The sequence below is a fragment of the Streptomyces sp. NPDC045021 genome (assembly GCF_056432645.1).
Genome location: NZ_JBWKIQ010000004.1, coordinates 354,618 through 377,694, shown reverse-complemented (window position 1 = coordinate 377,694; position 23,077 = coordinate 354,618). Strand labels below are relative to the sequence as shown.

The window sequence follows — 23,077 nt, the reverse complement described above, 5'->3', positions numbered from 1 at the left end:
GTGGACACCTCCGACGCCCGATCTCCCACAGACCCGGCCGCGACCGGAGATGACGCCGCCGATACGGACCTGTCGAGGAGCGAGCTGAAGAGGCGGGCGACCTCGGGCGTCCTGATCGTCGGCACCCGAGGTCTGGCGATACTGCTCCTCGGTCTCGTCGGCAACATCGTGGTCGCGCGTCTCCTCGTCCCGAGCGATCTTGGTGTCGTCGCCATCGGTATGTCGTTCGTGCTCTTCACCGGGCTGATCTCCGACGGCGGCCTCGGAGCCGGACTGATCAGGCGCGCCGAACCACCCAGCCGGGCGGAGCTCGGCGCGCTGAGCACGCTGCAACTCGGAGTGACCGGAGTGGTCGCCCTGGCGGCCCTGGCGGCGGCCGACGCGTTCGGCCGCATCGGCTGGGTGACAGCGATCATGGTGGCGTCCATGCCGCTCGTGGCGCTGCAGTTCCCGGGCCGGATTCTGCTGGAGCGGTCGCTGCTCTACCGACGCCTCGCAGCGGTCGAGCTCTCCCAGGTGGTCTGCTTCCAGGGCTGGGCCATCGGCACGGTGATCGCTGGATTCGGCGTGTGGGGGCTGGCTACGGCGACCGTCGTGCGCGCCGCGGTCGGGACGGTCGCGATGGCTCTGGTCTGCCCGGCCGGCCAGGTACGACCCACCTGCTCGATCCGCTCCGTCCGTCCCCTGGTGGGCTTCGGGCTGCGGTTCCAGGCGGTCAACGCCACCTGGCTCCTGCGCGACCAGGCCCTCAACATGGGTGTGGCCGCGATCAGTGGCGTTTCCTCACTGGGCCTGTGGGCGCTGGCCAAGCGACTGATGGAGGTCCCGTACCTGGCCTTCGGCGCGCTGTGGCGGGTCTCCTTCCCCGCCATGTCCCAGTTGCTGGTACGCGACGAGGACGCGGCGCCGCTCGTTCAACGCGCCGAAGCTCTGGCAGCCGTGGGTACCGGATTCGTCCTGACGGCAGTGGCCGGCTCTGCCCCGGGAGTCGTCCCGGGCCTGTTCGGGGCGCAGTGGACGGAGGCGAGCACGATCGTTCCCGGCGCCTGCCTCGGACTGGCCATCGGCGGCACCGTCTCGGTCGCCACTCAGGGATATCTCTACGCGATCGGCGATGCCACGGCCGTCCTGCGCTCGGGGATCCTGCAGGCCGTCGTCTGGCTCACGCTGACGCTCTCCCTGCTTCCGGTGCTCGGCGTGGTGGCCATCGGGATCGGTTGGTGTGTTTCCTCGGTGGTGGAGGCCATGGTGCTCGGGCGTGCGACCACCCGGCGGATCCGCGTCAGGCTGCTGCGGCCGCTCCTGGTACCGATCGTGGTCGGGTTGGGCTCGGCGGGGGCCGGGTGGGCCATCTCTTCGCGGGCGGGCGCAACCCTGGCGTCGGGCGCCTTGGGCGGGGCGTGCGCGGGCCTGCTCTTCCTCGCGGGCATGATGGTCGGCGACCGTGCCGCGCTGCGCGAGACCTATGGTTTCGCCGCCGACGCGGTGCGTGCCACGGCATCCAAGCGGCGTCACGGCAGTGCCGAGTAGTCGGTTCCTCACCATCGGCCGGACAAGCCCTTCCTCACCGTCTGCTGGAAGGGCCCTGGCAGCCTGCCGACTGTCAGCTGACGTTCATGAGCGTTCGTGCCCAGTGTGCTGACTTGTGTGCTGACTTGCTGTCAATTCGGCTGCCAGGCCCTTCATCGCAACGCGCACCGGATGGAAGGCGCGGCGGCCGTCCGGCTTGGCCAGCTCAGCGAGGATGGTGCGCCGATCGACCTGCCGGGCCGTGGCGGCGAGGATCCGGTCCTCCTCCTGAGAATGCCAGCCGCGGCGCAGCCTCGTGTCGACCACCGGATACCCCAGCGCCTGGGCGAACAGCGGCAGGCGCAGTTCGTCGTTGCCGAGATCGGGTGCATCGACGGCGGCATAGTCCCGGAGGAACGACCTCGGCAGGCAGGGGCCGATGCCGAGGCACCCGTACGGGGACCCGTGGTACCCGAGGCGGGTGGCCGCGAAGTCGAGGAGCTGGTGCCACTCGCGCGCCTCGTCCGGCTGGGAGGTCCACCGCCAGCTGTCGCCGATGACCGAAAGAGGGGTGTAGGCCGTCAGGCCCACCGCTCCGGGCGGCACCGCGGCGTAGATCCGGTCGAGCCGGTCGGCCAGCAGCAGGTCCCACTCGACAAGGTGCACGACGTCGAAGGTGACCTGATGGCCCATCTCGCGGAACCAGTCCAGGAGCACCAGGTCGCCGTTCTTCCAGTTCCAGTGACCGCTGCGGTGCGAGACGTACATGGTGTCGAGCCCCAGCAGCCGCCGGCCCGCCAGCCGGAACGCGGCGCCGCGGTAGCCGGAGTCGCCGCCGAAGATCCCGTGTATCGCCACTCCCGGATTCAGCCGCCGCATCAGTTCGATGTGCGCCCGACAGATCAGGGGCTCACGATCGAAGCGGAAGACGATCACTCGGTTGATCGTCATGGCGTTCTCCTGGGTCCGGGTCGCGGTTCAGGACCGTGACGCGGCTCCTGCGGCGCCGCCTCCGCCTCAGCCGAGCGGGTCAGCGCGGCTGCCAGACCCACCGAGAGGTAGAACAGCACGCGCAGCACCGTGCCCTCGTAACTGGACTCGACAACGAAGATCATCAGTTGGGCGACCAGGGCGTAGCCGACGGCTCGCGCGACCGGGCTCCGGCCCGTCCGGGAGAAGAAGAACACGGCGATGGCGATCAGGCTCGCCGACAGGACCAGTCCCAGCAGAGGCCCGAAGTACACCATCTGCTGGAGATAGGTGTCGTGGACACCCAGAGCCAGGTTCGGGTCGTGATCGGGCGTGACGCCCCCTCCGTAGCCCAGGACCGGCCGGTTGGCGATCTTGCTGATCGCGATGCCGGCATAGTCCGAGCGGATGACGACGTTCCCGAGACCGAACCGGGCGTCGAAGAACTCGCGGGTGTACGGGTTGACCTGATGGAGCACGACCACGCCGGCAACGGTCAGTGAGCCGATGGCGACGGCCTTGCCGACCGCACGGTTGTCGACCCGGCGGCTGCGCAGTGTCCCTCCGAGGGCGGCGAGCAGCCCCACGACGAGCAGGGCGAGGGCGACTCCACGAGACAGCGTGAAGGCCACGGCCACCAGGGCGACGACTCCCGCCAGGGTGAAGCGCCGGTCGCGCCGGCTGTGGCCCCAGAAGAAGAGCAGTGGGACGAAGAACGCCAGTACCGTGGCCAGGCTGTTCGACCGGCCCAATACCGGATGTGAGAGTCGGGTGTAGTAGGACAGATAGCTGCCGGAGGAGTGGGACAAGCCCGCTTCCTCCGGACCGAATCCCGGTGCGTGCAGGAGCAGCAGCACGGCGGGAACGATGACCAGATAGGTGTACCGCTTGACATACGTCATGACGCGATCGGGTGGCAGTCCATCCAGTTCGCGCACGACGAAGAGGTAGGCGATGACGCCCTCCGCATAGACGATGGTGGCGCGCACGGTAGCGGCCCGGTCCTGCGACCAGAGCAGGGAGAGGCCGCTGACGACCAGCGGGACGCAGAGCAGCGCGAAGAGCCCGCGGTACCCGTGCTCCAGCGGGTGGAACGCGCGGTCGAGCAGAAGGGTCAGCGCGACGGCCAGGAGCAGGATGTCCAGCACCGAGACCGAGTTGATGAGCGGAACCGAGACCGGGATGCGAACCGGCATCGCCGCGGCGATGAGCACGAGCATGAGGGCGATCTTCGGGCGCCCGCCGGCTCCGGCACGTCCGTGGCCGGAGCGCTCCGAACGGGCGCCCATCCGGCGGCGGCCCGGCGCCTGGGGCATTACCGGCGCGACGAGCAGCTGAACGCCGGCCCCGCGCGCGCCGGGAAACCGCTGGTGGAGATTGATCGCCATTGCGGTCCTTAGCCGGGCGTCGTCGGACACAAAACCCCTCCGACACTGATCAAAGACGACACGCGGTCCGGCCGGCTCCCCCAATCGGACCAGAAATCACAGTAGATCTGGGCCCGATCGGATCCGGCGCTCCGACGACCGCCGCAGATACGTCGTATGGAGGAGCAATCCCGGGGCCCGCCCGGGGACCATGGATCCATGGAGGTCATCGACAGGCGAGCGGGGCCGGGCAAACGTGTCCTGGTCATCGGCCAACTCGATGCCTCCGCCAACGGTTTGAAACCCGTCGAGATCCAGCGCTTCCTGCGCGCACGGGGGCACGAGGTGCAACTGGTCGACACCTATCGGCTGAGCCGGGCGTCCAGCCGGCCGTCCTCGCCGGCCCGACGCCTTCCGGCGCCCTCGCCCAGAAAGCTCGCCCTGTACGCGACGGAGGCGGCGGGGCGGCTGCTCGCACATCGATGGGAATTCGGCCGGCGGCGCCTGTCGTACTACGTGCTGGTCGCCGACCACCGGCTGCGTCGCGCGATCCTGCGCTCGGCACTCCCCCTCGACGACTTCGACCTGGTGGTCTGCGAGACGCCCTACGACGCCGGAGTGCTGGCCGATGTCACCCAAGGCGACACCCTGTACGACGGCCCCGCCCCGTGGGCGGACGAGGAGTACTACGAGGGCAGGCTCACCGATCGGCAGCACGTCAGGCTGCGCCGGCTGGAGACCCGTTGGCTCGAGGGCGTGCGCCACCTGGCATTCCACTGGGATTCCTATGCGCACTACGCCGTCGAGCAGTACGGGATCAGCGGGAGCAACCTGCTCACCCTCAATTTCGGCTGCACTCCTTCGGCCCACCGTGCCGGCTTCGACGCCCAACCGCGCATCGTCTACCTCGGCAACGCCAGCTCCCGCTTCCAGAACCCCGAACTCCTCGCACGTCTGACCGCGCTGTACCCGTCCATCGACGTCTACGGAGAACGGCCGCCGGATCCAGGACTCGGCCTGAACTACCGCGGATACGCACCATCTCTCGACATCCTGAGCGAATACCAACTGGGCCTGGTCACCTGCAGTCAGGATCAGCTGCGGCGGGACGGCTTCTCGTCGAAGCACCTGAACTATCTCGCGTACGGGCTTCCCGTGCTGGTGCCCGAGTGGCGGCGCCACCTCGAGTCACTGCAGGGATCCGTCACTTACACCGAGCAGACCGTTCGCTCGGTGATCGACACACTGCGGGACGAGAGTCGTTGGCAGTCGCTCAGCGACGCGGCGTACGCCCAGGCGCAGCGGCTGTCCTGGGACGAGACGCTGCGCCCGCTGGAGGGCCTGCTCGACGCCGCTTGATCGCTCGGCGCGCCGTCGGACCGAAACCTCAGACAGAAACCTGCCGGGCACGCCGGGCGCGCAGGCGGGTACGGATGCCGAACCTGCCGAGCTGGCGTCTGCCGTTCGCCCGCACATACGCGGACGCGTCCGCACGACGGCGGTCGACGGCGGCGATCCAGCCCTGCCGCAGCCGCTGCGGCACCATCGAGGGGTCGAGGCGCAGGGCGACATCCGGTGCCAGCAGCAGCCGGGAGAGCAGGGTCGAGTAGACAGTGGTGCGGGTGTCCTTCAGCCATGGTTTGGCGAGGACGTGGTGAAGCAGGAACGGCTCGGTGCCGTCGTCGTAGCGGCAGACCAGGTGCTCCTCGTCGACCAGCGAGACGCCGCTGAACGGCGGATGCGGCGCGAGCCGGTGCGGAAGGAAGAACAGTTCGTCCAACTCGAACCGTGAGGCGAGCACCGCGTTGAGGACGTCCTGGTCGGCGAAGTAGAACGGGTCGTCCAGCCTGGCCTTTCCGTACCTGGTCTGTCGCATGCCGATGGTCGTCTGGCCCTCTGTCCACGGGCCCAGCAGCCGGCCGCTCAGCGAGTCGGGGAACATGAGCAGACCTGCGTTGAGGTACGGCTGACGGCGCAGAGCGCCGAGACCGAGCACCGGTCCCCACTCGGGGTGGTACCGGTCGCTGTTGTCCGAACAGTCGACGAATCCGCCCACGTGCCCGGCGCGCGCCGATTCGATGAGCTCGGTCAGGGGACGGGTGACGATGATGTCCGCGTCGATCAGCACCGCGACGTCGGCCGGGCACCGGATGGGCCCGACCGGGGCGAGGAAGACCGCGGGCTGGGGCGGTGAAGGGGACGGTACGAAGGCCACATGGTCGGCGAGCAGGTCTCGCTGATCCGGGGTGAGCCCGGCATCGACCACCAGCATTGGCTCGTGGTGACCGACCAGTCGCAGCGAGTTGAGCAGCGCCACGAGACCGGGGAAGAAACGCCGGTCGGCGACGGTGTAGAACGCGGTGGCCAGTTTGAGCGATGAGCCGTTCACGGTCCGGCCCCTCTCGGTGCTTGGTAGTGAACTCCACGGTAGGAGGGCGGCACCGCCGGCAGATCCCGTCGGCGGCGCAGTTCAGGTACGCCATATGGACGGGCTGCCAGGTGGTGAGCCGGACCGCGGTGGGACACGCTGGACGTATGGGCAGCAGTCTCGGAACCACACGCCGGCTCCTCGGCAGGCCGGTGAAGCGCGCGCTGCGCAGCGCCGGCTACCGGTTGGTGCCCTTCGAACGGCCGCTGCCGAAGGACTTCGACGACTTCCATGCCCAGTTGTGGCGCAAGGTCGCGCCCTACACCATGACCTCACCGGACGCCATCCGGGTCCTCGGTGACGCCGTGCGGCACGTCATCGACTCGGGTGTCCCCGGCGCGGTCGTCGAGTGCGGCGTCTGGCGTGGCGGCAGCATGATGGCGGTCGCCGGGACCCTGTTGGATCTCGGCCGGACCGATGTCGACCTCTACCTGTTCGACACTTTCAGCGGGATGACCGAGCCGACCGACCGGGACGTGCACCGAACCGGTGAGCGGGCGGCCGAGCTGCTCGACCGGGAATCGCAGGCGGACCGCACCAAGTCGCTGCTGTGGGCGAGCGCGCGACGGGACGAGGTCCGCGGCGCGCTCGCCTCGACCGGTTACCCGCCGAAGCGGGTCCATCTGGTGGAGGGCCGGGTCGAGGACACCGTCCCGAGCCAGTCCCCCGACCGGATCGCACTGCTCAGACTGGACACCGACTGGTACGCGTCGACCAAGCACGAGCTGGTGCACCTGTATCCGCGCCTGTCACCAGGTGGCCTGCTGATCATCGACGACTACGGCACCTGGCGCGGCTCGGCAGCGGCCACCGACGAGTACTTCACCGAACACCCCCCGCGGCCGTTTCTCACCCGCATCGACGACGGCGGCGCCCGGGTCGTGATCAAGCCGCTCCGCTAGTGTCCTGCGTCTGAAGTTCGTTGAATATGTGTAGCTCCTTGGTTCATGGCGCGAAGGGGCGGCCGATCGCCGAGCTGACACTGACGGATGACGAGCGCGGGACGCTGATCCGTTGGTCGCGGCGGGCGAAGTCCTCGCAGGCGCTGGCGGCCGAGGCCGGGCTGTCGAAGTCCCCGGTCGGTCGGGTTTGGCGGGCCTTCGGGCTCAAACCGCACCAGGTGGATACCTTCAAGCTGTCGAAGGATCCGCAGTTCATCGACAAGGTTCGCGACGTCGTCGGGTTGTATCTCGACCCGTCGGAGCGGGCCCTGGTCCTGTGCGTGGACGAGAAGTCGCAGATCCAGGCACCCGACCGCTCGGCCCCGGTGCTGCCGATGATGCCCGGTATGCCCGAGCGCCGAACTCACCTCATATCTTGAACGAATTCCTGACGCATGGCACTGGCTGGCGGGCTCATCCCGATTCCGCGAATCCTTCCAGGAGGCCGGTGATCAGCACACGCCTCCGCCCGTGGTGTTCATGGTCGACCTCCGCCGCTCGTGCCCTCGTGCGCCGTCTCCTTCGACGCCGTATCCCTCAGGACCACCACCGCGACGACCGCCAGGCCTACCAGCACCGGCAGGCCCGCCAGCAGCAGCGGCATCGTCCCGTGCCAGCCGAGGCGCACGATCGGCACCTCGCCCGCCACGGTCACAGCGGCCGCCAGGGCGATCGTCAGAGGCCAGCCCCGCGGTATCCGCTGCTCGCGCAGGCCGGCCAGCTGCCGGCACAGGACGACGAAGTAGAGCGAACCCGCCACCAGGCCGGCCGCAGTGGCCGCGACCACGCCGACGACGCCGAAGAGCAACGCGAGCGGCACGGTGAGCGCGGTGTTGAGCACCGTCGAGAACCAGAGGTACCGGGTCTCCAGCCCCGGGCGGCCGATGGCGCGGACGAAGCAGGTCCGCATCCCTGTGAGTGCGACGTGCACGCTGTAGCCGGCCAGTAGCGTGGCGGCGACCACCCCGCTCAACGCCAGCTCCGGGCCGAGCCACGCCCGAACGGCGAACGGCGCCGCCACGGTCGTCACCACCCCGTATGCCAGCACGGCGGGCAGCCAGCGGGACTGCAGCCGCTGGAACTCCCGCACTGCCCCGGGCCGTCCCCGCTGGGCGTATTCGGCCGTCATCCGGGTGAGAATCGGCGGGAAGGCGTACAGCGGGAGGCTGCGCAAGGCCGACGCGGCCTGGTACCCGGCGGCGTAGATCCCGACGAAGCGGACGGGGAGCAGCGCGGCGATCACGAAGGCGTCGATCTCGCCGTTGAGGAAGACCGTGAGGCCGGAGAGCTGCATCCGACCCGCGTAGCTGCCGAAGTCGTGCCGCTCGGACCTGAGAGGCAGCAGCGGCCTGCGGATCAAGATGTGCCGCGCCCCGAGCAGGAACCCGCCGACCAGCAGCACCGCGAACCTGAGAGCGGTGGCAGCGGCCAGCCCCGTCAGTGACCCGCTCGGCCCGGCAAACAGCAGTACGCTCGCTGCGTACACGGCGCAAGAGCAGACCGTGACACTCGCCAGCCCGCGGAAGCGGGCGTGCGCCTGGAGCAGTGAGGTGGCTGAGTCCGAGAGCAGGGCGAGGGTCACCAGCGGGCCGAGGAAGCGCAGTACCTCGACGGCCTCGCCGTGAAGGCTCTGCGGAATGTGCAGCACCGGGACAGTGGGAGCCAACAGAAGACAGGCGCCGGTGACGACTGCGCCGAGCGCCAGGAACAGTGCCATTGACCCGAGGGCGAGCCGGCCGGCGGCGACCCGGTCGCCCCGGGCCCCGTGGTAGGCGTAGTAGCGCGCCAGCGAGGCGCTGACCCCGCCGTCCAGGGAGGTGAACGTCCACAGCAGGACCAGGATCAGCGACCACACGCCGAACCGGTCCAGGCCCAAGTGGCGGATCAGGAAGGGCGTGAGGGCGATGTTCACTACCAGAGGTGCAGCCTGCGCGAGGGCGCTGTGGCCCACTCCGGCGAAGAGACCTGCTCCTGTGGCCCCGTTGAAGCGGCGGGGTGTCACCGACCGGGCACGGGAGCGATCGAGTTTCATCACAACTCTGCCTTCTTGCCTGTCCTGGCACCGTACTGCGCCGGGTGGCCGCCGGCGGGTCCGATCCGCATTCGGCGTAGCAGAAGTCGTCCTGCGAAGGCACAGCGGTAACCACGACTCTCCCCCGGGCGTCTGACGCGAGTGCCTCAGCCATCGGCCGGTCAGCCGGTGGTCTGCGCCCCGCGGTAGTAGGCGATGACCTCCGCGGGCGACATCCCGCTCTCCCGCTTGCGCCCCAGGAAGAAGCACGCACACGCGCTGTCCTCGGCGTACCCCGCCGGGACCGCGGAGTCGAGCAGGCGCAGCCAGCTCAGCAGCGCGCGGGCCAGCCGGCCGGCGTTCGGTGAGCGGGTCAGACCGCGGACGAGGTGGTCGAGGCTCCACAGCAGCTGGGTGCCGGGGCCGGCGACTGCGCCGGCGGCGACCTCCTCGAACCGGCGGAACAGATAGCGGTGGCCGCTCACGGTGAACCGGGCGAAGTCGTACGGCCCGGCGTGCACCTGCTGCAGGAAGGGCGTCTCGGCGTACACCAGGCCGTCGTCCGCGAGCACCCGGTGGATCTCCGCGACGACCAGGCTCGGGTCCAGGACGTGCTCCAGCACCGCTTGCACGACGACCGCGTCGACGCTGCGGTCGGCCAGCGGGATCTGGTGGGCGTCGGCCAGGAACTGCGTCGACGGGCTGGTGACGATGTCGAAGCCGATCACCCGCACCCGTGGGTCGGCGTAGACGGCGGCGGTGCCGTTCCCGATCGTCGCGCCGCCGACCACCAGCAGGGTCGGCGCGGGGCCGGGCAGGGAGCGGAGCAACAGGTCGATGTTGCGGACTGCCACCCGGTTGACCGGCTTCCACAGCGCCCGCAGGGCGGCCGGCAGGCGGCCGACCGATGACCGGGGCGGGCCGGCGGCGGCCACTGTGCCGGACTCCGCACGGCGCAGCACACTCCGTTCGAAGTCGACCAGGACCGGCCACCGCCCCGCCAGTGGGAACGAACCGGCCGCATGAAAAGGGCAGCCGGGCTCGGCGCAGTGGAACGCGGCCGGCTCGGCCACCAGCGCGGATCGGCAGCGCGGGCAGACCAGAAGCGGGCGGACTGCGTCCAGGTCGGCGAGTGGCACATGCTCTCCCGGGGTCGGCGTGGTCGTGCGGTCCGGGCCTGTGGTGGGCCGGGTGGCGGCGGGCGGTTCACGGCGGATTACAGCGATTCTCGTCCGAATGTGGGAGTCGCTGGGGCCCGGCCTCCTCTTTGCTGAGTCCATAGGGACCTTCCTGAGTCTCGTACAGGTCAGCGAAGGTCTGCCTGTCGACACCCGGGTGATCCCATGGACAGTCGCATGAGCCATTGCGCGGTCACGCCGTACGGCCGTGGCGCGGGTAGCTCGCGCGTCCGGGTCTTCGAGTGGCTGGACCGGATCGACACCGACTTCGTGGTCGGCAGCTACCTCGGCCGGCGCGATGCCAGGCCCTCCCAGCTGGCCAGGCGACCGGTCGCGGTGGCCCGCGCCGAGCTTCGGCTGCGGCAGATAGCCGCCGCGCGCCCGCGCCGGTTGCTGCTGCACCGTGAGGCCTCCCCGCTCAGCCGGGGCGGACTGGAACGACTGCTGATCGCCCGCTCGGAGTTCTCGGTGTACGACTTCGACGACGCCCTTCAGTGGGACCACGGGAACGGCGGTCTGGCCCGCCGGCTGGCTCCCAAGGCGGCCAAGGCGCTGGCAGCGGTGCGCTGCGCCGACCGGGTGGTCGCGGGGTGTCCGGTCCTCGCGGACTGGGCGTCGGAGCACCACCGCGACGTACGGCTGATCCCCAGTTGCGTCGAGCCCGCCGACTACGTCCGCAAGAGCAACTACGCACTGCACGATCCGCCCCGGCTCGGCTGGCTCGGCTCGGCGGGCAACGAGAGCTACCTCCTGCTGATCGCGGATGCCCTGACCGAGGTCCACGAGCGCACAGGAGCCAGGCTGACGCTGATCGGCACCACTCGCCGTTCACTGGGCGGCATCGAGCGGTTCATCGACCGGTTCGCCTGGAGCGAGGCTCTGCAGCGGACCGTTCTGGCGGACCTGGACCTCGGACTGATGCCGCTCCCGGACACGCCCTACAGCCGCGGGAAGTGCGGCTACAAACTGCTGCAGTACGGCGCCGCCGCACTGCCGGCGGTCGCCGACCCGATCGGTGTCAACGCGGAGATCCTCGCCCGCTTCGGCAGGTCATGGCCTGACAACGGCGGCGAGTGGACTGAGGCGATCCTCGGGCTGCTGGACTGCTCCGACGAGGCCCGGGCACGACTGGGCGGCCAGGCCCACCAGGTCACCTGCCGGCAGTACTCGTACGAGTCCTGGCTTCCGCAGTGGCGGTCCGCGCTGGAACTCGGGGCGGAGCCCGCGAGGTTGGGAACCCGACCGCCGAGGCTCGGCACGGTGCCGTCATGACCTCGTTCCCGCGGACCGGAACGTCCGGCGGCAGGGCGCCGGCCAGGAGCCCGGGATCGGCCGGCATAGTGATCGTCAACTGGAACACCGGACCTGCCCTGCGTGCCTGCCTGCGCTCGATCGAGCGCACCGACCGCTCCCTGCTGGCGATCAACGAAGTGGTAGTGGTCGACAACGCCTCGCGGGACGGGTCGGCCGACGCGCTGGAGCTGACCTCGCTCCCGCTCACCACCCTGCACAACTCCGACAACCGAGGATTCGGCGCTGCCTGCAACCAGGGCGCCGCCCGCTGCTCCGGCGACTTCCTGCTGTTCCTCAACCCGGACACCGAGCTGTACCCGGACACGCTGCGGGCCGTCGGTGCCTTCCTGCGCACCGACGCGGCCGCGGACGTCGGCATCTGCGGCGTCCGGATCCTCGACGCCCAGGGACGACCGGGAATCTCCTGCTCCCGGTTCCCGACCCTGCCGATCATGTTCGGCAAAATGACCGGGCTCGACCGGGTGCTGCCCGCTGTCTTCCACCCTCACCACCTGCAGCCCGCCGAGACACTCACGTCCCGGCCCGTCGATCAGGTGATCGGAGCGTTCTACCTGGTACGGCGCTCGCTCTTCGAGGAACTGGGAGGCTTCGACCCGCGCTACTTCCTGTACTACGAAGAGGTGGACCTCGCCCTGCGGGCCCGGCAGCGCGGCTGGCGCTCCTACTACCTCAGCGAGGCCCGTATCTACCACGCAGGGAACGCCAGCACCGATCAGATCCGCGGCCGGCGTCTGTGCTATTCGCTCTGCAGCCGCAGCCTCTACGCGGACCGCCACTGGTCGCGCGGCCGGGCGGGGCTCCTGGTGGTGTTGACCCTGGCCGTCGAACTGCCCGCTCGCCTGTGCCGCGCGGCGCTGCGCGGCAGTCCGGCGGAGCTCCGGGAGACCGCAACCGGCTTCGCGGGGTACCTCCGCTGGCTGCGACAGCGCACCTTGCGTGACGGACCCGCTCATCGCCCGACCCGGGAAGTGAACCCCATGGACCTCGCCGCCCGCACCACGACCGCAACGCCGCAACGCGCGCCGGCGCCGTCGATCCCACCGCCTCAACCGCCCACCGCGCCCTCATGGACGGGGCGGGCGCGCCGGGCACTGGATGTCGGGTGCGGGCTCCTGGCACTCGTGCTGCTGTCGCCCCTACTGCTCGCGCTCGCCGTGCTCGTACGGGCCACCAGTCCGGGACCCGCGCTCTTTCGCCAACAGCGGGTCGGCGAGGGAGGCCGCGAGTTCACGCTCTACAAGTTCCGCTCCATGCGCTGCCGCGCGGTGGGTCCGGAGGTGACCGTCGACGGCGACTCGCGGGTGACCCGGGTGGGGCGGCTGCTGCGGGGATTGAGTCTGGACGAACTGCCCCAACTGTTCAACCTGGTGCGCGGCGACATGACTCTGGTCGGGCCGCGCCCGGAGACTCCCGGGCTGGCCCGCCGCTACCCGCCGGAGTGCCGCTGGGTGTTCGCCTTCCGCCCCGGTCTGACCGGGCCGGTCCAGCTCCGCGCCCGCGAGCTGGCAGCGCCGCCCGACGGTGTGGGTGACCCGGAGGCGTACTACCTGACGGTCCTGGTGCCCCGGCGGGTCGCACTGGACGCCGAGTTTCTCGCGGCTCCCACGCTCGCGGGTGAGCTGGCGATGGTCCTGCGAACCGTCCGGCAACTGCTCTCGTCGGCGAGGTGAGCCGGCCCACCGTGCCGGCCACCCGTGCGGATGGCGTAGCCGAATTCATGCCGGGACGGGATCCTGCCCCGCCATTGCCGACCTACGGTCAGGATAAACGGAGTTATTGGCTCCGATTGGGACGCATGGCGGCCAACGGACTCGCCGTGCCACCCCGGGAGGCGCCCGCAACGGGGGGTAGAGGAGGTGGTTCAGGGTGCGAACCCTGGTCACTGGTGCCGCTGGATTCATCGGATCCCACCTGTGCGAGCACCTGCTCGCCCGCGGAGACGAGGTGGTCGGCGTCGACTCGCTGACCGACTACTACGATCCTCGGCTCAAGGTACGGAATCTGGCTCACCTACTGGGCCGGGAGCGCTTCATCTTCCGGCGCGGCGATCTGCTGGCACTGCCACTGGCGGACCTCTTCGCCGGTACAGACGTGATCTACCACCTGGCCGGCCAGCCGGGCGTCCGGGCGTCCTGGGGCGAGCAGTTCGAGGAGTACCTGGAGCGCAACGTCAAGGTGACGCAACGGGTCCTGGAGACGGCCCGCGGAACCGGGCTGCACAAGCTGGTGTACGCCTCCAGCTCGTCGGTCTACGGGGATGCGGAAGCGTACCCGACCGCCGAAACCGTCCGTCCGCGGCCCGTGTCGCCCTACGGGGTCACCAAGCTGGCCGCGGAACACCTGTGCGAGCTGTACCGCACCTGCTTCGCCGTCCCGACCGTGTCGCTGCGGCTGTTCAGCGTGTACGGGCCCCGGCAGCGCCCCGACATGGCCTTCGCGCGGCTCATACCGGCCGCGTTCAGCGGTGAGCCGTTCCCGCTGCACGGCGACGGCGAACAGACCCGGGACTTCACCTACGTGAAGGACGTGGTGACCGCCATGCGGCAGGCCGCGATCCGTCCCTGGGCCGGCGTCGCCAACGTGGGTGGCGGTCAGCAGGTCTCGATGAATCAGGTCATCGCGATCGTCTCCAAGTTGGCCGCCCCGGTGCGGATCCGCCGACTGGCCGATCAGGACGGCGACGTACGCCACACCGCGGCCGACACCTCACTGGCGCGCCGGTCCTTCGGCTACCAGCCCAACGTGGGGATCGAGCAGGGGCTCGCGGCCATGGTGGCGGCTGAACGCACGGATCGAACGGACCCGTTCGCTACGGACGCCCCGGTACACCTGGTGAATTCGGCGGCATGGCGATGACACGCTGGCCGGCCGCTCCGACCCTGGCGGCGCCCCGGGAGCTGCTCCCGCCCCAGCCCGCCCCACCGAGGGTGAAGGTGCTGCACGTGATCACCCGGTTCTGGGCCGGGGCAGGGGGCAACACGCTGCTGACAGCGGTCGGGATGGACCCGAAGGTGTACGAGGTCTGGGTCGCCGGGGTGCCCGGCGGAGACCTCTGGGAACAGGCCCGTGCAGCCGGCGTACGCACCGCGGAGATTCCCGGATTCCGCGAGGTGCTCACCCCTGCCGACCTTCTCGTCCTGTGGCGGCTGATCCGCCTGATCCGGCGCGAGCGCTTCTCCGTGGTGCACACCCACTCGGCGAAGGGCGGCTTTCTGGGCCGGTTCGCCGCGCGGATCTGCCGGACGCCGGTCGTTGTCCACACCTTCCACGGCATCAGCTTTCACGACCGCATGTCACGCGGCCGCCGGGCGGTCTACCGCCGTCTGGAGCGGCTTCCCCGTCCGTTCACGGATGCCTTCTTCGCTGTGGCGCCGCAACTGGCCCGGGAGGTCGTCGAGCAGCGACTTGCTCCGCCCGGCCGGGTGTCCGTGGTGCCCTCGGCGGTGGACCTGGCCGACGTTCCCTTCGATTTCGATCAGGACGCCCGCCGGGCACTTGGGGTCCCGACCGGAATCCCGCTGGTCGGCACTGTCGGCCGGATCGACCACCAGAAGGCGCCACTGGACTTCGTTCGGATGGCCGCCGCGGTCCGCGCGGACCATCCCGACGCCCAGTTCGTGATCGTGGGCGGCGGCCCGCTCGAGGCGCAGGTGCGGCAACTGGCGGCCGAACTCGGGGTCGAGGTCCAGATGACCGGCTACCGCCCCGACGCCGCCCAACTGGTCGCCGGCCTCGATGTCTTCGTGATCTCCTCGCTGTACGAGGGGCTGGGCCGAGCGCTGACCGAAGCTCTCGCCGCCGCCCGCCCGGTAGCAGCCACCTGCGTGAACGGTGTCCCCGACCTCGTCGAGCCCGGCGCCACCGGCCTGCTCGCACCCCCCGCCGACCCCGCAGCTCTGGCCCGCGCGGTCAGCTGGCTCCTCTCCCACCCGGCAGAGGCCGCCGAAATGGGCCGCAAGGGCCGCACGCGGGTCCGCGCAGCCTTCGACGCACCGGCCATGTGCGCGGCCATCGACCAGGCCTACCGACTGCTGCTGGGGCTGCCCGAAGGGCCGCTGCCCAACGAGCTTTGATCAGCGGCCGACCGGGTTCCCACAAGCAGCAGGCTACGCAGCCATGTGGTCCGTCGCCGACGGGCTCGACTCCGGGACACCACCAACGGCAGCGGCTGCCTCACCCTTCACCGTCCAGAGCGCCGTACCCCACAGGGCGAGCGCCGAGATCAGCCCCACCCCCAGGCGCACCGCCTGGTCCGGGCCGTCGCCGAGCCACACAGACACACCCGCCGCTCCCGCCACCATCAGCAGGGCCGCGGGCACCCTCAGCCGGGGCTGCTCGAACACCGCCGCCAACGGCAGAAAGTGCAGCCCGACGACGACGGCGACCAGCGGCGGAATGAGGACCGGAACCCCAGCGCGACCGCACCCAAAGGCGATGACCACGATGAGCATCCACTGCAGCGCGTTGATCTGGTTGAACTTCCGGCGCCGATCGGCCGGGAAAGGCGCGCCCGCCGACGCGGGCAGGAAACGGCGCGCGGCAAGCATCAGCCCCACCGCCACGGCGCTGCCCGCCACGATCGCGACCAACCGCACAGAACCGTCGAAGGCACTCGTGCCCAGCAGCCACCAGCCGAGCCCGAACAGTGCGAAGAACCCCACCCCTGACTTGAACATGATCAATACCTTAGAGGGCGGAGCAGCCCACCCCCGTATGGGACTTGGACCAGCGCCCAGATGTACCCGACTGGGCACTTCGAGGAGTACCCGGACACGAGCTGTGAAAGGCTCCGTATATGACGATCAAGGATGAGCTGGGCATCATTCCCGACGGCTACTCGCGGATCGACCCGTGGGTGATCTCGCAGGACACCGGCGCGGAGATCGAGTTCCTGGGCCGGGCGTTCGGGTTTCGGGAACGGGGCTCCCGCATCCTCAACGAGGACGGGACAGTCGCCCACGCCGAGGTGGAAGTGGCGGGCACGGTCGTGATGATGTTCGACCTCCAACCGGGTTGGCCGCGTCTGTCGGCGCACCTGAGGATCTACGTGGAGGACGCCCAGGAGACGGTCGACAAGGCTCTCGCGGCTGGAGCCCGGCTCGTGACGCAGCCGACCGAGCTCGCTTTCGGCGAGGTGGCCGCGCGGGTTCGCGACCCTCAAGGTCACCTGTGGTGGATCTTCCAGCGCGTGGAGGAGGTCGGCCCCGAGGAGATGGGAAAGCGCTTCGCCGAACCCGCCTATCAGCAGGCCATGGCGTACGTGCAGAAGTCCCTGGCCGACGAACTGGGCACCGAGGGCCCTTGACGAGGCGGTGCGTGATGGCGGTCGCGACGGGATCGGGCAGTTCGGGCTGACCTACCCGCGTGCCCGTTCGGAGCATGCCGACTGGGATACTCCGACCATGGATGCAGGGGTCTTGGGGAACGGGACGCGACCAAATGTGGCGGTGCCTGCGCGGAGTGCGTCGGCGCACGGCACGGGCTGGGTGCTGCGTTCCGCGGTGGCCGCGGACATCGAGAAGATCGCGGAGTTGCGGGCCATCGTCATGCGGGCGGATCTGGAACGCCTCGGGCGCTACGACGAACACCGGGTGCGGCAGCGGCTGCGCGACGGCTTCTCCACGCAGCACACGTCGATCATCATGGTCGACCGCGAACTCGCAGGATGCGTCACGGTCCGGCCCGCCGATGACAGGCAGTGGCTGGAGCACTTCTACCTTGCTCCGCACCTTCAGGGCCGAGGGCTCGGATCCGCCGTCTTGCGCACGGTGCTGGAGCAGACCGACGCGCACGGGATGACCGTGGCCTTGAACGTCTTGCAGGGCAGCGCTGCCCGCCGACTCTACGAGCGCCACGGCTTCGTCGTGGAAGCCCACGACCCGATCGACGTCTTCATGGTGCGCCCGCCGGCGCCAAGGGCAAGCACCGCCGCACAAGCCTGACCCTCGGCGGCGATCCTGGCAGAGCCGGGTCAGCCGGCGTCCAGGCCGTCGATCAGACGGTCGAGGAACCGGGAGAACGTGGCGTCGGGTGCCATCGGGCGTCCAGGTGCGGACAGGACTTCTGCAAGCTCCGGGTGATGGCCGTCGGCGGCGACGGCAGCCAGGTATCGGGCTTCGGCCGCGATCCGCTCGGACGTGTGCGCGGCTGCGGCCTGTGCGATCTCGTAGCCGACGTGCCCGGCGACGAAGCCGGTGAGCTGGCTGAAGACCTCCAGTTTCGCGGCGCCGTCCAGTCCGGAAGGTCGTAGGGCGGCGAGGGCGTGTTCCAGGAATGCCAGCGTGTGCGGGCCGAGTGTTCGGCGGGCGGACAGTGCGGTCGGGAGCCAGGGGTGCCGGAGCATGTGGGCGCGCTGGAGGTGCCCAATGGTCTTCAGATCGGTGCGCCAGTCACCGGTCAGGGGTCCCGTTGTCGAGAGTTCGCCGCTGACGTGGTCGACCATCAGTTCCAGCAGGGTCTCCTTGTCGGGAGCGTAGCTGTACAGCGACATGACGCCGGCTCCGACCTGGGAGGCGACTCGCCGCATGGTGACCGCTTCCAGCCCCTCGGTGTCCGCCAGCGCCACGGCTGCCGCTGTGATCGCCTCGCGGCTGAAGGCGGGCTTGCGCCCTCGTCCGGAACGGCCGGGGCTCAGCCAGAGCTGAAGGGGGTCGATGCCCGTGGCACCGGCCGCGTCGCGACGGGTCACGTTCTTCTCGTCCTTTCCTCGCCACGGTGACTTGCGCAAACCATCCAACCATCCACTATTCTCGTACGCAGTACGAGAATAGTGAGGGGACCATGAACACGCACACCCGCAATGCCGTGCCGAGGCCTGCCTGGACCGCACCCAGGGGAAGGCCGCCGCTGACCTCACGGATGATGAGGGCGACCTGGCGCGGCCTCCCCGCCAAACGGCACGAAACCGGATGGGAACCGGGGCTCGCGGTGCCCGCCGCCGACGGCAGCCCGTTGCTCACCGACCACTACTTCCCCCGCGCAGAGGGCGACTTCCCCACCCTTGTCGTGCGCTCGCCCTACGGCAGGGGCCTGCCGTGGTCACCCATGTACGGCATGCTCTTCGCCGAACAGGGCTTCCATGTGGTCCTGCAGAGCTGCCGCGGCACCGGCGGCTCCGCCGGCACGTTCGACCTCTGGCGCAACGAAGCCGCCGACGGCCAGGCCACGGTGTCCTGGCTCCGCGAGCAGCCCTGGTTCAACGGAACGCTGGGCACCATCGGTCCCAGCTACCTCGGCTACGTGCAATGGGCGCTCGCCCTGGACCCGCCACCGGAACTCCGAGCCATGGTGGTCCAGGTCGGCCTGCACGATCCCCACGCCCTCTTCCACGCGGGCGGCGCGTTCCACCTGGACAACGCCCTCGCCGTCGGTGTCGGCATGACCTACCAGCACCAGGGAATAGTGCCCTTCGTCAAGGCCACGCTGCGTCTGCAGCGCCGTCTGCGCGAGATCACCACGGCGCGGCCGCTGCGCGGTGCGCACAAAGCGGCCCTGGGAGACGTGCCCTGGCTGGACGGAGCGATGGCGCACCCGGACGCCGACGACCCGTACTGGTCCGGCGCGTTCCTGGGCGAGGCAGCCGGGCGGCTGAACGTACCCACCAGTTTGATCACCGGGTGGCATGACGTACTGGCCGACCAGACCTTCGAGCAGTACGGCCGCCTGCGACGAGCCGGCTGCGAGACCGCCCTGCTCGTCGGTCCCTGGACGCACACCTCCGCGCTCCAGCGGGGCTGGCCGGACGTGTTCGCCGAGAGCCTCGCCTGGCTGCGTGCGCACCTGTGCAACGACCCTTCCGGCCTGCGCGCCACCGCAGTACGTGTGCATGTCGGTGGAGAAGGGGCGTGGCGGGACCTGGAGGAGTGGCCGCCGCCCCCGGACAGTGTCTCCTGGTACCCCATTCAGGACGGGGGCCTCAGCCTCCATGCCCCCGCCGACTCCACACCGCTGACGTCCTTCCACTACGACCCGGCCGACCCCACCCCGTCCCTGGGCGGACGCCTCCTCTCCCGCACCGCCGGCCCGCGCGACAACGGGCCGCTGGAGGCACGTGACGACGTCCTGACGTTCACCGGCCCGCCACTGACCGAACCAGTGGACATCCTCGGCCCGGTCGCCGCGCGACTGCGCATCTCCACGGACACCGGAAACGCCGACGTCTTCGCCCGCCTGTGCGACGTGGACACGCAAGACCGTTCCACCAACGTCTGCGACGGACTGACCCAACTGCGGACCGCGGGTCCCGACCCCTCAGAAGCCACCGTGCCGATGAGCTCCACCGCCTACCGCTTCCCCGCAGGTCACCGCATACGGCTGCAGATCAGCGGAGGAGCCCACCCGCGCTACGCCCGAAATCCCGGCACCGGGGAGCCTTCCACCGAGGCGACCACACTCATGCCGGTACACATCACGCTGCACGCGGGGTCAGTGCTGACCCTTCCCCTGGGGGCCCAAGAACGCAGCTCCTGATGCGGGACGGGGCTTCTCTTCCCGGATCATCGACATCAGCAACTGGTGGGTTTCGCCGTTTGCGGCCACGACGAGTCCGCGGCCTGCCTGTCCGATCGGGGCGCCGTCGATCCCGGTGACCACGCAGCCGGCGGCCTGGCACAGAGCGATGCCGGCCGCGAAATGTACGCTCCCCGACAGGTCGCCGCCGTCGGTGACGTATGCGGCGCGCTTGCCGGCGGCGACCCACGCCAACGCCAGTGTCGTGGACACGACCCGGGGCCGGAACCGGCCGACGAACCCGGGGTGGGCCAGCAGGTCCACAGCCCTGAAGGCGGGCGCGCTGGGAAACGGCGGGTCCAGATTGACGTCCACGAGTTGGGTGGCGGGCGTGGGCGTCAGCCGGGCATCGACACCGTCGTGCCGCATCCAGGAGGTCTCACCGTCGGTGAAGAAGGTCTCACCGCTGAACGGATCGGCCACGGCCGCCGCCCCGTTGCGCAGCGCGACGTTGACGGCCACCAGCATGTTGCCGACGGCGTAGTTCAGCGTGCCGCACAAGGGGTCCACCAGCCACTGGCGGGCGGCCCCCGTGGCGCCCTGTTGCCCGCCCTCTTCGCCGAGGACAGCATCATCGGGCCGGGCGGCCCGGATGACGCCGAGGATCGCTTTCTCGGCCGCCACATCGGCGGCGGTGGCGAAGTCCCCGGCGCCTTTGTCGATGCGGGCGAGTCGTTGGCCATACATGTCGCGCACTACGTCCGCGCCGGCACGTGCTGCTGCTATCGCGACCCCGGCATCGTCGAGGCTCGCATACGAGTTGATCATGCTGCTCAGGATATCGGCGCGTATCACGACACTCTCGGTCCTGATCGGTGCGTGTCACTGGGCGGAAGTTACGGCTCGTCCGGGCTGCGGTTGACTGCGTACTCGCCGGGCTGGGTCTGCTTGTTCTCGCGGCCGCCCTCGACGTCTGGGCTTGAGCCGGCTGTCCCTCGGTGGCGGCCATCACCTGCGAATCGCGGGCCGTTGACAAAGCGGAACAGCGCTCCGTATATTAATCGGAACGACGCTCCGCTTACGCTTTGCCGAGCTGGGCGCTGCTGACCGCCTCACCTGCCGCCGGCCGAACGAGACCGGCAGCAGAGGCCATCGAAGGGACATACACACCATGAGTGAATCGACTTACCCCGACACCTTCAGCTCTCCCACCCCAGTCCTCTCGGTCAGTCCGATAGTGCTGTCGGCTTCCGACCGAGCCGTTGACCTGGAGGTGAGAGTCTCCGCGCCCGCGACCGGGAGCGACCTGCCCGTCATCCTGCTCTCGCACGGTCAGGGCTACTCGAACCACCTCTCCTCGCTGAACGGCTACGCCCCCCTCGCCAACTTCTGGGCGGCGCACGGCTTTGTCGTGATCCAGCCCACCCACCTGAGCTCGACGACCCTGAGCCTGGATCCGAATACCCCCGGGGCGCCCATGTACTGGCGATCGCGGGCCGAGGACATGAAGCTCATCCTCGACCGGCTCGACGTGATCGAGGCCGCCGTCCCGCAGCTCCTCGGGCGCCTGGACCACAGCAAGGTCGCCGTGGCCGGGCATTCGATGGGCGGACACACCGCGAGCCTGCTGCTGGGCGCCCGGCTCACCGATCCTCAGGACGGAACGGAAGCGAACCTGGTCGAGCCTCGGATCAAGGCGGGTGTACTGCTGGCCGCGCCCGGCAGGGGCGGCGATGCCCTCACCGAGTCCGTGGCCGAGAATTTCCCCTTCCTGTTGACCACGGACTTCTCCGCGATGACGACGCCCACGCTCGTGGTCGCCGGCGACAAGGACGTCTCTTCCCACCTGACGGTGCAGGGCCCGGACTGGCACATCGATCCGTACTTCCTCTCCCCCGGCCCCAAAGCCCTGCTCACCCTGTTCGACGCAGAACACGGGCTCGGCGGCGTCTCCGGATACGACGTCGCCGAGACCACCGACGAGAACCCCGAGCGAGTGGCTGCCGTCCAACGGCTCACCTGGGCCTACCTCCGCACCGCGCTCAACCCCGGGGATTCCGCTTGGCAGACGGCGCGTGACGCGCTGATGGCAGACCCCGACCCGCTCGGACGAGTCGAATCCAAGGAGGCCGGCAAGGCGCCGTCTCCGTAGCGGACGGCGAGGATGCCTGGCCGCCGTTGCGGCAGGGCGTTACCGTGCTGAGGTGGATCTCTTCTCACGTTCATGGGCGGCGTTGCGCACCGCGGTCGCCGAACTCCCGGACGAGGCTTTCGCGCAGCCGTCCGGCTGTACCGGCTGGCTCGTTCGGGACCTGGTGTGCCATCTGGTCATCGACGCCCAGGACGTTCTGATCACCCTCGTGACCCCCGCAGAAACGGAACCGACCCGCGACGCGGTGACCTACTGGGACGTCGCCGAAGCGCCGCCGACCGGCAACGATCCGCTCGACGCGCTGACCGTCCGGCTGGCCGCGGCGTACGAGGAGCCCTGGCTGCTCAAGTTCCACCTCGACGACGTCGGCTCCGCCGCCGGCCGCGCCGCCGAACTCGCCGACCCGGCCCTCCGGGTCGGCACTCGCGACCAAGTCCTCACCGCGGGCGACTACCTCTCCGCATACGTCCTGGAGTGGACGCTGCACCACCTCGACCTCGTCGCGCATCTCCCGGGCGCGGCGGAGCCGCCCGCGGAGGGGCTCGCCCGGTCCCGCGAGATGCTGGAGAAGCTTGCCGGGACCGCGTTCCCCGCCTCGTTCTGCGACACGGACGCGCTGCGCGTCGGCACCGGACGGCGTGCCCCGACCGACTCGGAGAAGGCCGAACTGGGCAAGTTGGGCAAGCTGGCCGCGAAAGTCCCCCTCGTCCTCGGATGAGCGCTCGTCGTCCCCTCCTAGTACAGGATCTGTACCAGGGCT

General features: G+C 69.8%; 20 protein-coding genes and 1 pseudogene. 13 read left to right on the top strand and 8 right to left on the bottom strand.

Annotation, left to right across the window (positions count from 1 at the left end):
• Nucleotides 1–1,530: an oligosaccharide flippase family protein gene (locus AC07DC_RS15905; protein ID WP_478914973.1), complete on the top strand. Its 1,530-nt coding sequence runs from the start codon at nucleotides 1–3 to the stop codon at nucleotides 1,528–1,530.
• 84 nt (nucleotides 1,531–1,614) lie between these two features.
• On the opposite strand, the gene AC07DC_RS15900 is transcribed toward AC07DC_RS15905, so the two are convergent.
• Entirely contained in the window at nucleotides 1,615–2,460 is an 846-nt protein-coding gene (locus tag AC07DC_RS15900) for a hypothetical protein (protein WP_478914972.1), read from the bottom strand.
• Entirely contained in the window at nucleotides 2,457–3,866 is a 1,410-nt protein-coding gene (locus tag AC07DC_RS15895) for an O-antigen ligase family protein (RefSeq protein WP_478914971.1), read from the bottom strand. Before AC07DC_RS15895 ends, AC07DC_RS15900 begins: the two co-directional genes overlap by 4 nt.
• Nucleotides 3,867–4,064: 198 nt before the next feature.
• On the opposite strand from AC07DC_RS15895, the gene AC07DC_RS15890 reads away from it, so the two are divergent.
• Nucleotides 4,065–5,204 (top strand): glycosyltransferase, encoded by a 1,140-nt coding sequence (locus AC07DC_RS15890; RefSeq protein ID WP_478914970.1) that lies wholly within the window; start codon nucleotides 4,065–4,067, stop codon nucleotides 5,202–5,204.
• Between the two features lie 28 nt (nucleotides 5,205–5,232).
• On the opposite strand, the gene AC07DC_RS15885 is transcribed toward AC07DC_RS15890, so the two are convergent.
• Nucleotides 5,233–6,234, bottom strand: a complete 1,002-nt coding sequence (locus tag AC07DC_RS15885) for a glycosyltransferase family protein (protein ID WP_478914969.1) — start codon at nucleotides 6,232–6,234, stop codon at nucleotides 5,233–5,235.
• 146 nt (nucleotides 6,235–6,380) lie between these two features.
• On the opposite strand from AC07DC_RS15885, the gene AC07DC_RS15880 reads away from it, so the two are divergent.
• The gene (locus AC07DC_RS15880; RefSeq protein ID WP_478914968.1) at nucleotides 6,381–7,175 is read left to right on the top strand and encodes a TylF/MycF/NovP-related O-methyltransferase; all 795 of its coding nucleotides are present in this window, start codon (nucleotides 6,381–6,383) and stop codon (nucleotides 7,173–7,175) included.
• Nucleotides 7,176–7,306: 131 nt separating this feature from the next.
• Nucleotides 7,307–7,582 (top strand): annotated as a pseudogene (locus AC07DC_RS15875) (IS630 family transposase); the annotation flags it as partial.
• Between the two features lie 110 nt (nucleotides 7,583–7,692).
• Here the strand turns inward: AC07DC_RS15875 and AC07DC_RS15870 are convergent.
• Both AC07DC_RS15870 and AC07DC_RS15865 read right to left on the bottom strand, forming a co-directional pair.
• The gene (locus AC07DC_RS15870; protein WP_478914967.1) at nucleotides 7,693–9,246 is read right to left on the bottom strand and encodes an oligosaccharide flippase family protein; all 1,554 of its coding nucleotides are present in this window, start codon (nucleotides 9,244–9,246) and stop codon (nucleotides 7,693–7,695) included.
• A gap of 161 nt (nucleotides 9,247–9,407) precedes the next feature.
• Entirely contained in the window at nucleotides 9,408–10,364 is a 957-nt protein-coding gene (locus tag AC07DC_RS15865) for a class I SAM-dependent methyltransferase (RefSeq protein ID WP_478914966.1), read from the bottom strand.
• 216 nt (nucleotides 10,365–10,580) lie between these two features.
• Here AC07DC_RS15865 and AC07DC_RS15860 point away from each other — a divergent pair, with 216 nt between their 5' ends.
• The 4 genes from AC07DC_RS15860 to AC07DC_RS15845 all read left to right on the top strand — a co-directional run bounded on the left by AC07DC_RS15860 (nucleotide 10,581) and on the right by AC07DC_RS15845 (nucleotide 15,790).
• Nucleotides 10,581–11,675: a glycosyltransferase family protein gene (locus AC07DC_RS15860; RefSeq protein ID WP_478914965.1), complete on the top strand. Its 1,095-nt coding sequence runs from the start codon at nucleotides 10,581–10,583 to the stop codon at nucleotides 11,673–11,675.
• Nucleotides 11,672–13,387, top strand: coding sequence for a sugar transferase (locus AC07DC_RS15855; protein WP_478914964.1), 1,716 nt, complete (start codon nucleotides 11,672–11,674; stop codon nucleotides 13,385–13,387). Before AC07DC_RS15860 ends, AC07DC_RS15855 begins: the two co-directional genes overlap by 4 nt.
• A 196-nt stretch (nucleotides 13,388–13,583) precedes the next feature.
• Entirely contained in the window at nucleotides 13,584–14,573 is a 990-nt protein-coding gene (locus AC07DC_RS15850; protein WP_478914963.1) for an NAD-dependent epimerase/dehydratase family protein, read from the top strand.
• On the top strand, nucleotides 14,564–15,790 hold the full coding sequence (locus AC07DC_RS15845; RefSeq protein ID WP_478914962.1) for a glycosyltransferase: 1,227 nt from the start codon (nucleotides 14,564–14,566) through the stop codon (nucleotides 15,788–15,790). Before AC07DC_RS15850 ends, AC07DC_RS15845 begins: the two co-directional genes overlap by 10 nt.
• A 33-nt stretch (nucleotides 15,791–15,823) precedes the next feature.
• On the opposite strand, the gene AC07DC_RS15840 is transcribed toward AC07DC_RS15845, so the two are convergent.
• On the bottom strand, nucleotides 15,824–16,393 hold the full coding sequence (locus AC07DC_RS15840; protein ID WP_478914961.1) for a hypothetical protein: 570 nt from the start codon (nucleotides 16,391–16,393) through the stop codon (nucleotides 15,824–15,826).
• 119 nt (nucleotides 16,394–16,512) lie between these two features.
• On the opposite strand from AC07DC_RS15840, the gene AC07DC_RS15835 reads away from it, so the two are divergent.
• Entirely contained in the window at nucleotides 16,513–17,022 is a 510-nt protein-coding gene (locus AC07DC_RS15835) for a VOC family protein (protein WP_478914960.1), read from the top strand.
• Between the two features lie 97 nt (nucleotides 17,023–17,119).
• A complete protein-coding gene (locus AC07DC_RS15830) occupies nucleotides 17,120–17,659 on the top strand; it encodes a GNAT family N-acetyltransferase (RefSeq protein ID WP_478915142.1) in 540 nt (179 codons plus the stop codon).
• A gap of 29 nt (nucleotides 17,660–17,688) precedes the next feature.
• Here AC07DC_RS15830 and AC07DC_RS15825 read toward each other — a convergent pair whose 3' ends face one another.
• Nucleotides 17,689–18,405 (bottom strand): TetR/AcrR family transcriptional regulator C-terminal domain-containing protein, encoded by a 717-nt coding sequence (locus AC07DC_RS15825; protein WP_478914959.1) that lies wholly within the window; start codon nucleotides 18,403–18,405, stop codon nucleotides 17,689–17,691.
• 92 nt (nucleotides 18,406–18,497) lie between these two features.
• On the opposite strand from AC07DC_RS15825, the gene AC07DC_RS15820 reads away from it, so the two are divergent.
• The gene (locus AC07DC_RS15820; protein WP_478914958.1) at nucleotides 18,498–20,186 is read left to right on the top strand and encodes a CocE/NonD family hydrolase; all 1,689 of its coding nucleotides are present in this window, start codon (nucleotides 18,498–18,500) and stop codon (nucleotides 20,184–20,186) included.
• Here AC07DC_RS15820 and AC07DC_RS15815 read toward each other — a convergent pair.
• Nucleotides 20,142–20,993: an inositol monophosphatase family protein gene (locus AC07DC_RS15815; protein ID WP_478914957.1), complete on the bottom strand. Its 852-nt coding sequence runs from the start codon at nucleotides 20,991–20,993 to the stop codon at nucleotides 20,142–20,144. The genes AC07DC_RS15820 and AC07DC_RS15815 overlap by 45 nt on opposite strands.
• Before the next feature lie 343 nt (nucleotides 20,994–21,336).
• On the opposite strand from AC07DC_RS15815, the gene AC07DC_RS15810 reads away from it, so the two are divergent.
• Both AC07DC_RS15810 and AC07DC_RS15805 read left to right on the top strand, forming a co-directional pair.
• Nucleotides 21,337–22,317, top strand: a complete 981-nt coding sequence (locus AC07DC_RS15810) for an alpha/beta hydrolase family protein (RefSeq protein ID WP_478914956.1) — start codon at nucleotides 21,337–21,339, stop codon at nucleotides 22,315–22,317.
• Nucleotides 22,318–22,369: 52 nt separating this feature from the next.
• Entirely contained in the window at nucleotides 22,370–23,035 is a 666-nt protein-coding gene (locus AC07DC_RS15805) for a maleylpyruvate isomerase N-terminal domain-containing protein (RefSeq protein ID WP_478914955.1), read from the top strand.
• Nucleotides 23,036–23,077 lie beyond the last annotated feature (42 nt).

Excerpts from the sequence above, each read along its gene's own strand:
- AC07DC_RS15900 (WP_478914972.1), bottom strand. The coding sequence starts at position 2,460 with ATGACGATCAACCGAGTGATCGTCTTCCGCTTCGATCGTGAGCCCCTG.
- AC07DC_RS15895 (WP_478914971.1), bottom strand. The coding sequence starts at position 3,866 with ATGGCGATCAATCTCCACCAGCGGTTTCCCGGCGCGCGCGGGGCCGGC.
- AC07DC_RS15890 (WP_478914970.1), top strand. The coding sequence starts at position 4,065 with ATGGAGGTCATCGACAGGCGAGCGGGGCCGGGCAAACGTGTCCTGGTC.
- AC07DC_RS15880 (WP_478914968.1), top strand. The coding sequence starts at position 6,381 with ATGGGCAGCAGTCTCGGAACCACACGCCGGCTCCTCGGCAGGCCGGTG.
- AC07DC_RS15870 (WP_478914967.1), bottom strand. The coding sequence starts at position 9,246 with ATGAAACTCGATCGCTCCCGTGCCCGGTCGGTGACACCCCGCCGCTTC.
- AC07DC_RS15860 (WP_478914965.1), top strand. The coding sequence starts at position 10,581 with ATGAGCCATTGCGCGGTCACGCCGTACGGCCGTGGCGCGGGTAGCTCG.
- AC07DC_RS15855 (WP_478914964.1), top strand. The coding sequence starts at position 11,672 with ATGACCTCGTTCCCGCGGACCGGAACGTCCGGCGGCAGGGCGCCGGCC.
- AC07DC_RS15845 (WP_478914962.1), top strand. The coding sequence starts at position 14,564 with ATGGCGATGACACGCTGGCCGGCCGCTCCGACCCTGGCGGCGCCCCGG.
- AC07DC_RS15840 (WP_478914961.1), bottom strand. The coding sequence starts at position 16,393 with ATGTTCAAGTCAGGGGTGGGGTTCTTCGCACTGTTCGGGCTCGGCTGG.
- AC07DC_RS15835 (WP_478914960.1), top strand. The coding sequence starts at position 16,513 with ATGACGATCAAGGATGAGCTGGGCATCATTCCCGACGGCTACTCGCGG.
- AC07DC_RS15830 (WP_478915142.1), top strand. The coding sequence starts at position 17,120 with ATGGATGCAGGGGTCTTGGGGAACGGGACGCGACCAAATGTGGCGGTG.
- AC07DC_RS15820 (WP_478914958.1), top strand. The coding sequence starts at position 18,498 with ATGAACACGCACACCCGCAATGCCGTGCCGAGGCCTGCCTGGACCGCA.
- AC07DC_RS15815 (WP_478914957.1), bottom strand. The coding sequence starts at position 20,993 with ATGATCAACTCGTATGCGAGCCTCGACGATGCCGGGGTCGCGATAGCA.
- AC07DC_RS15810 (WP_478914956.1), top strand. The coding sequence starts at position 21,337 with ATGAGTGAATCGACTTACCCCGACACCTTCAGCTCTCCCACCCCAGTC.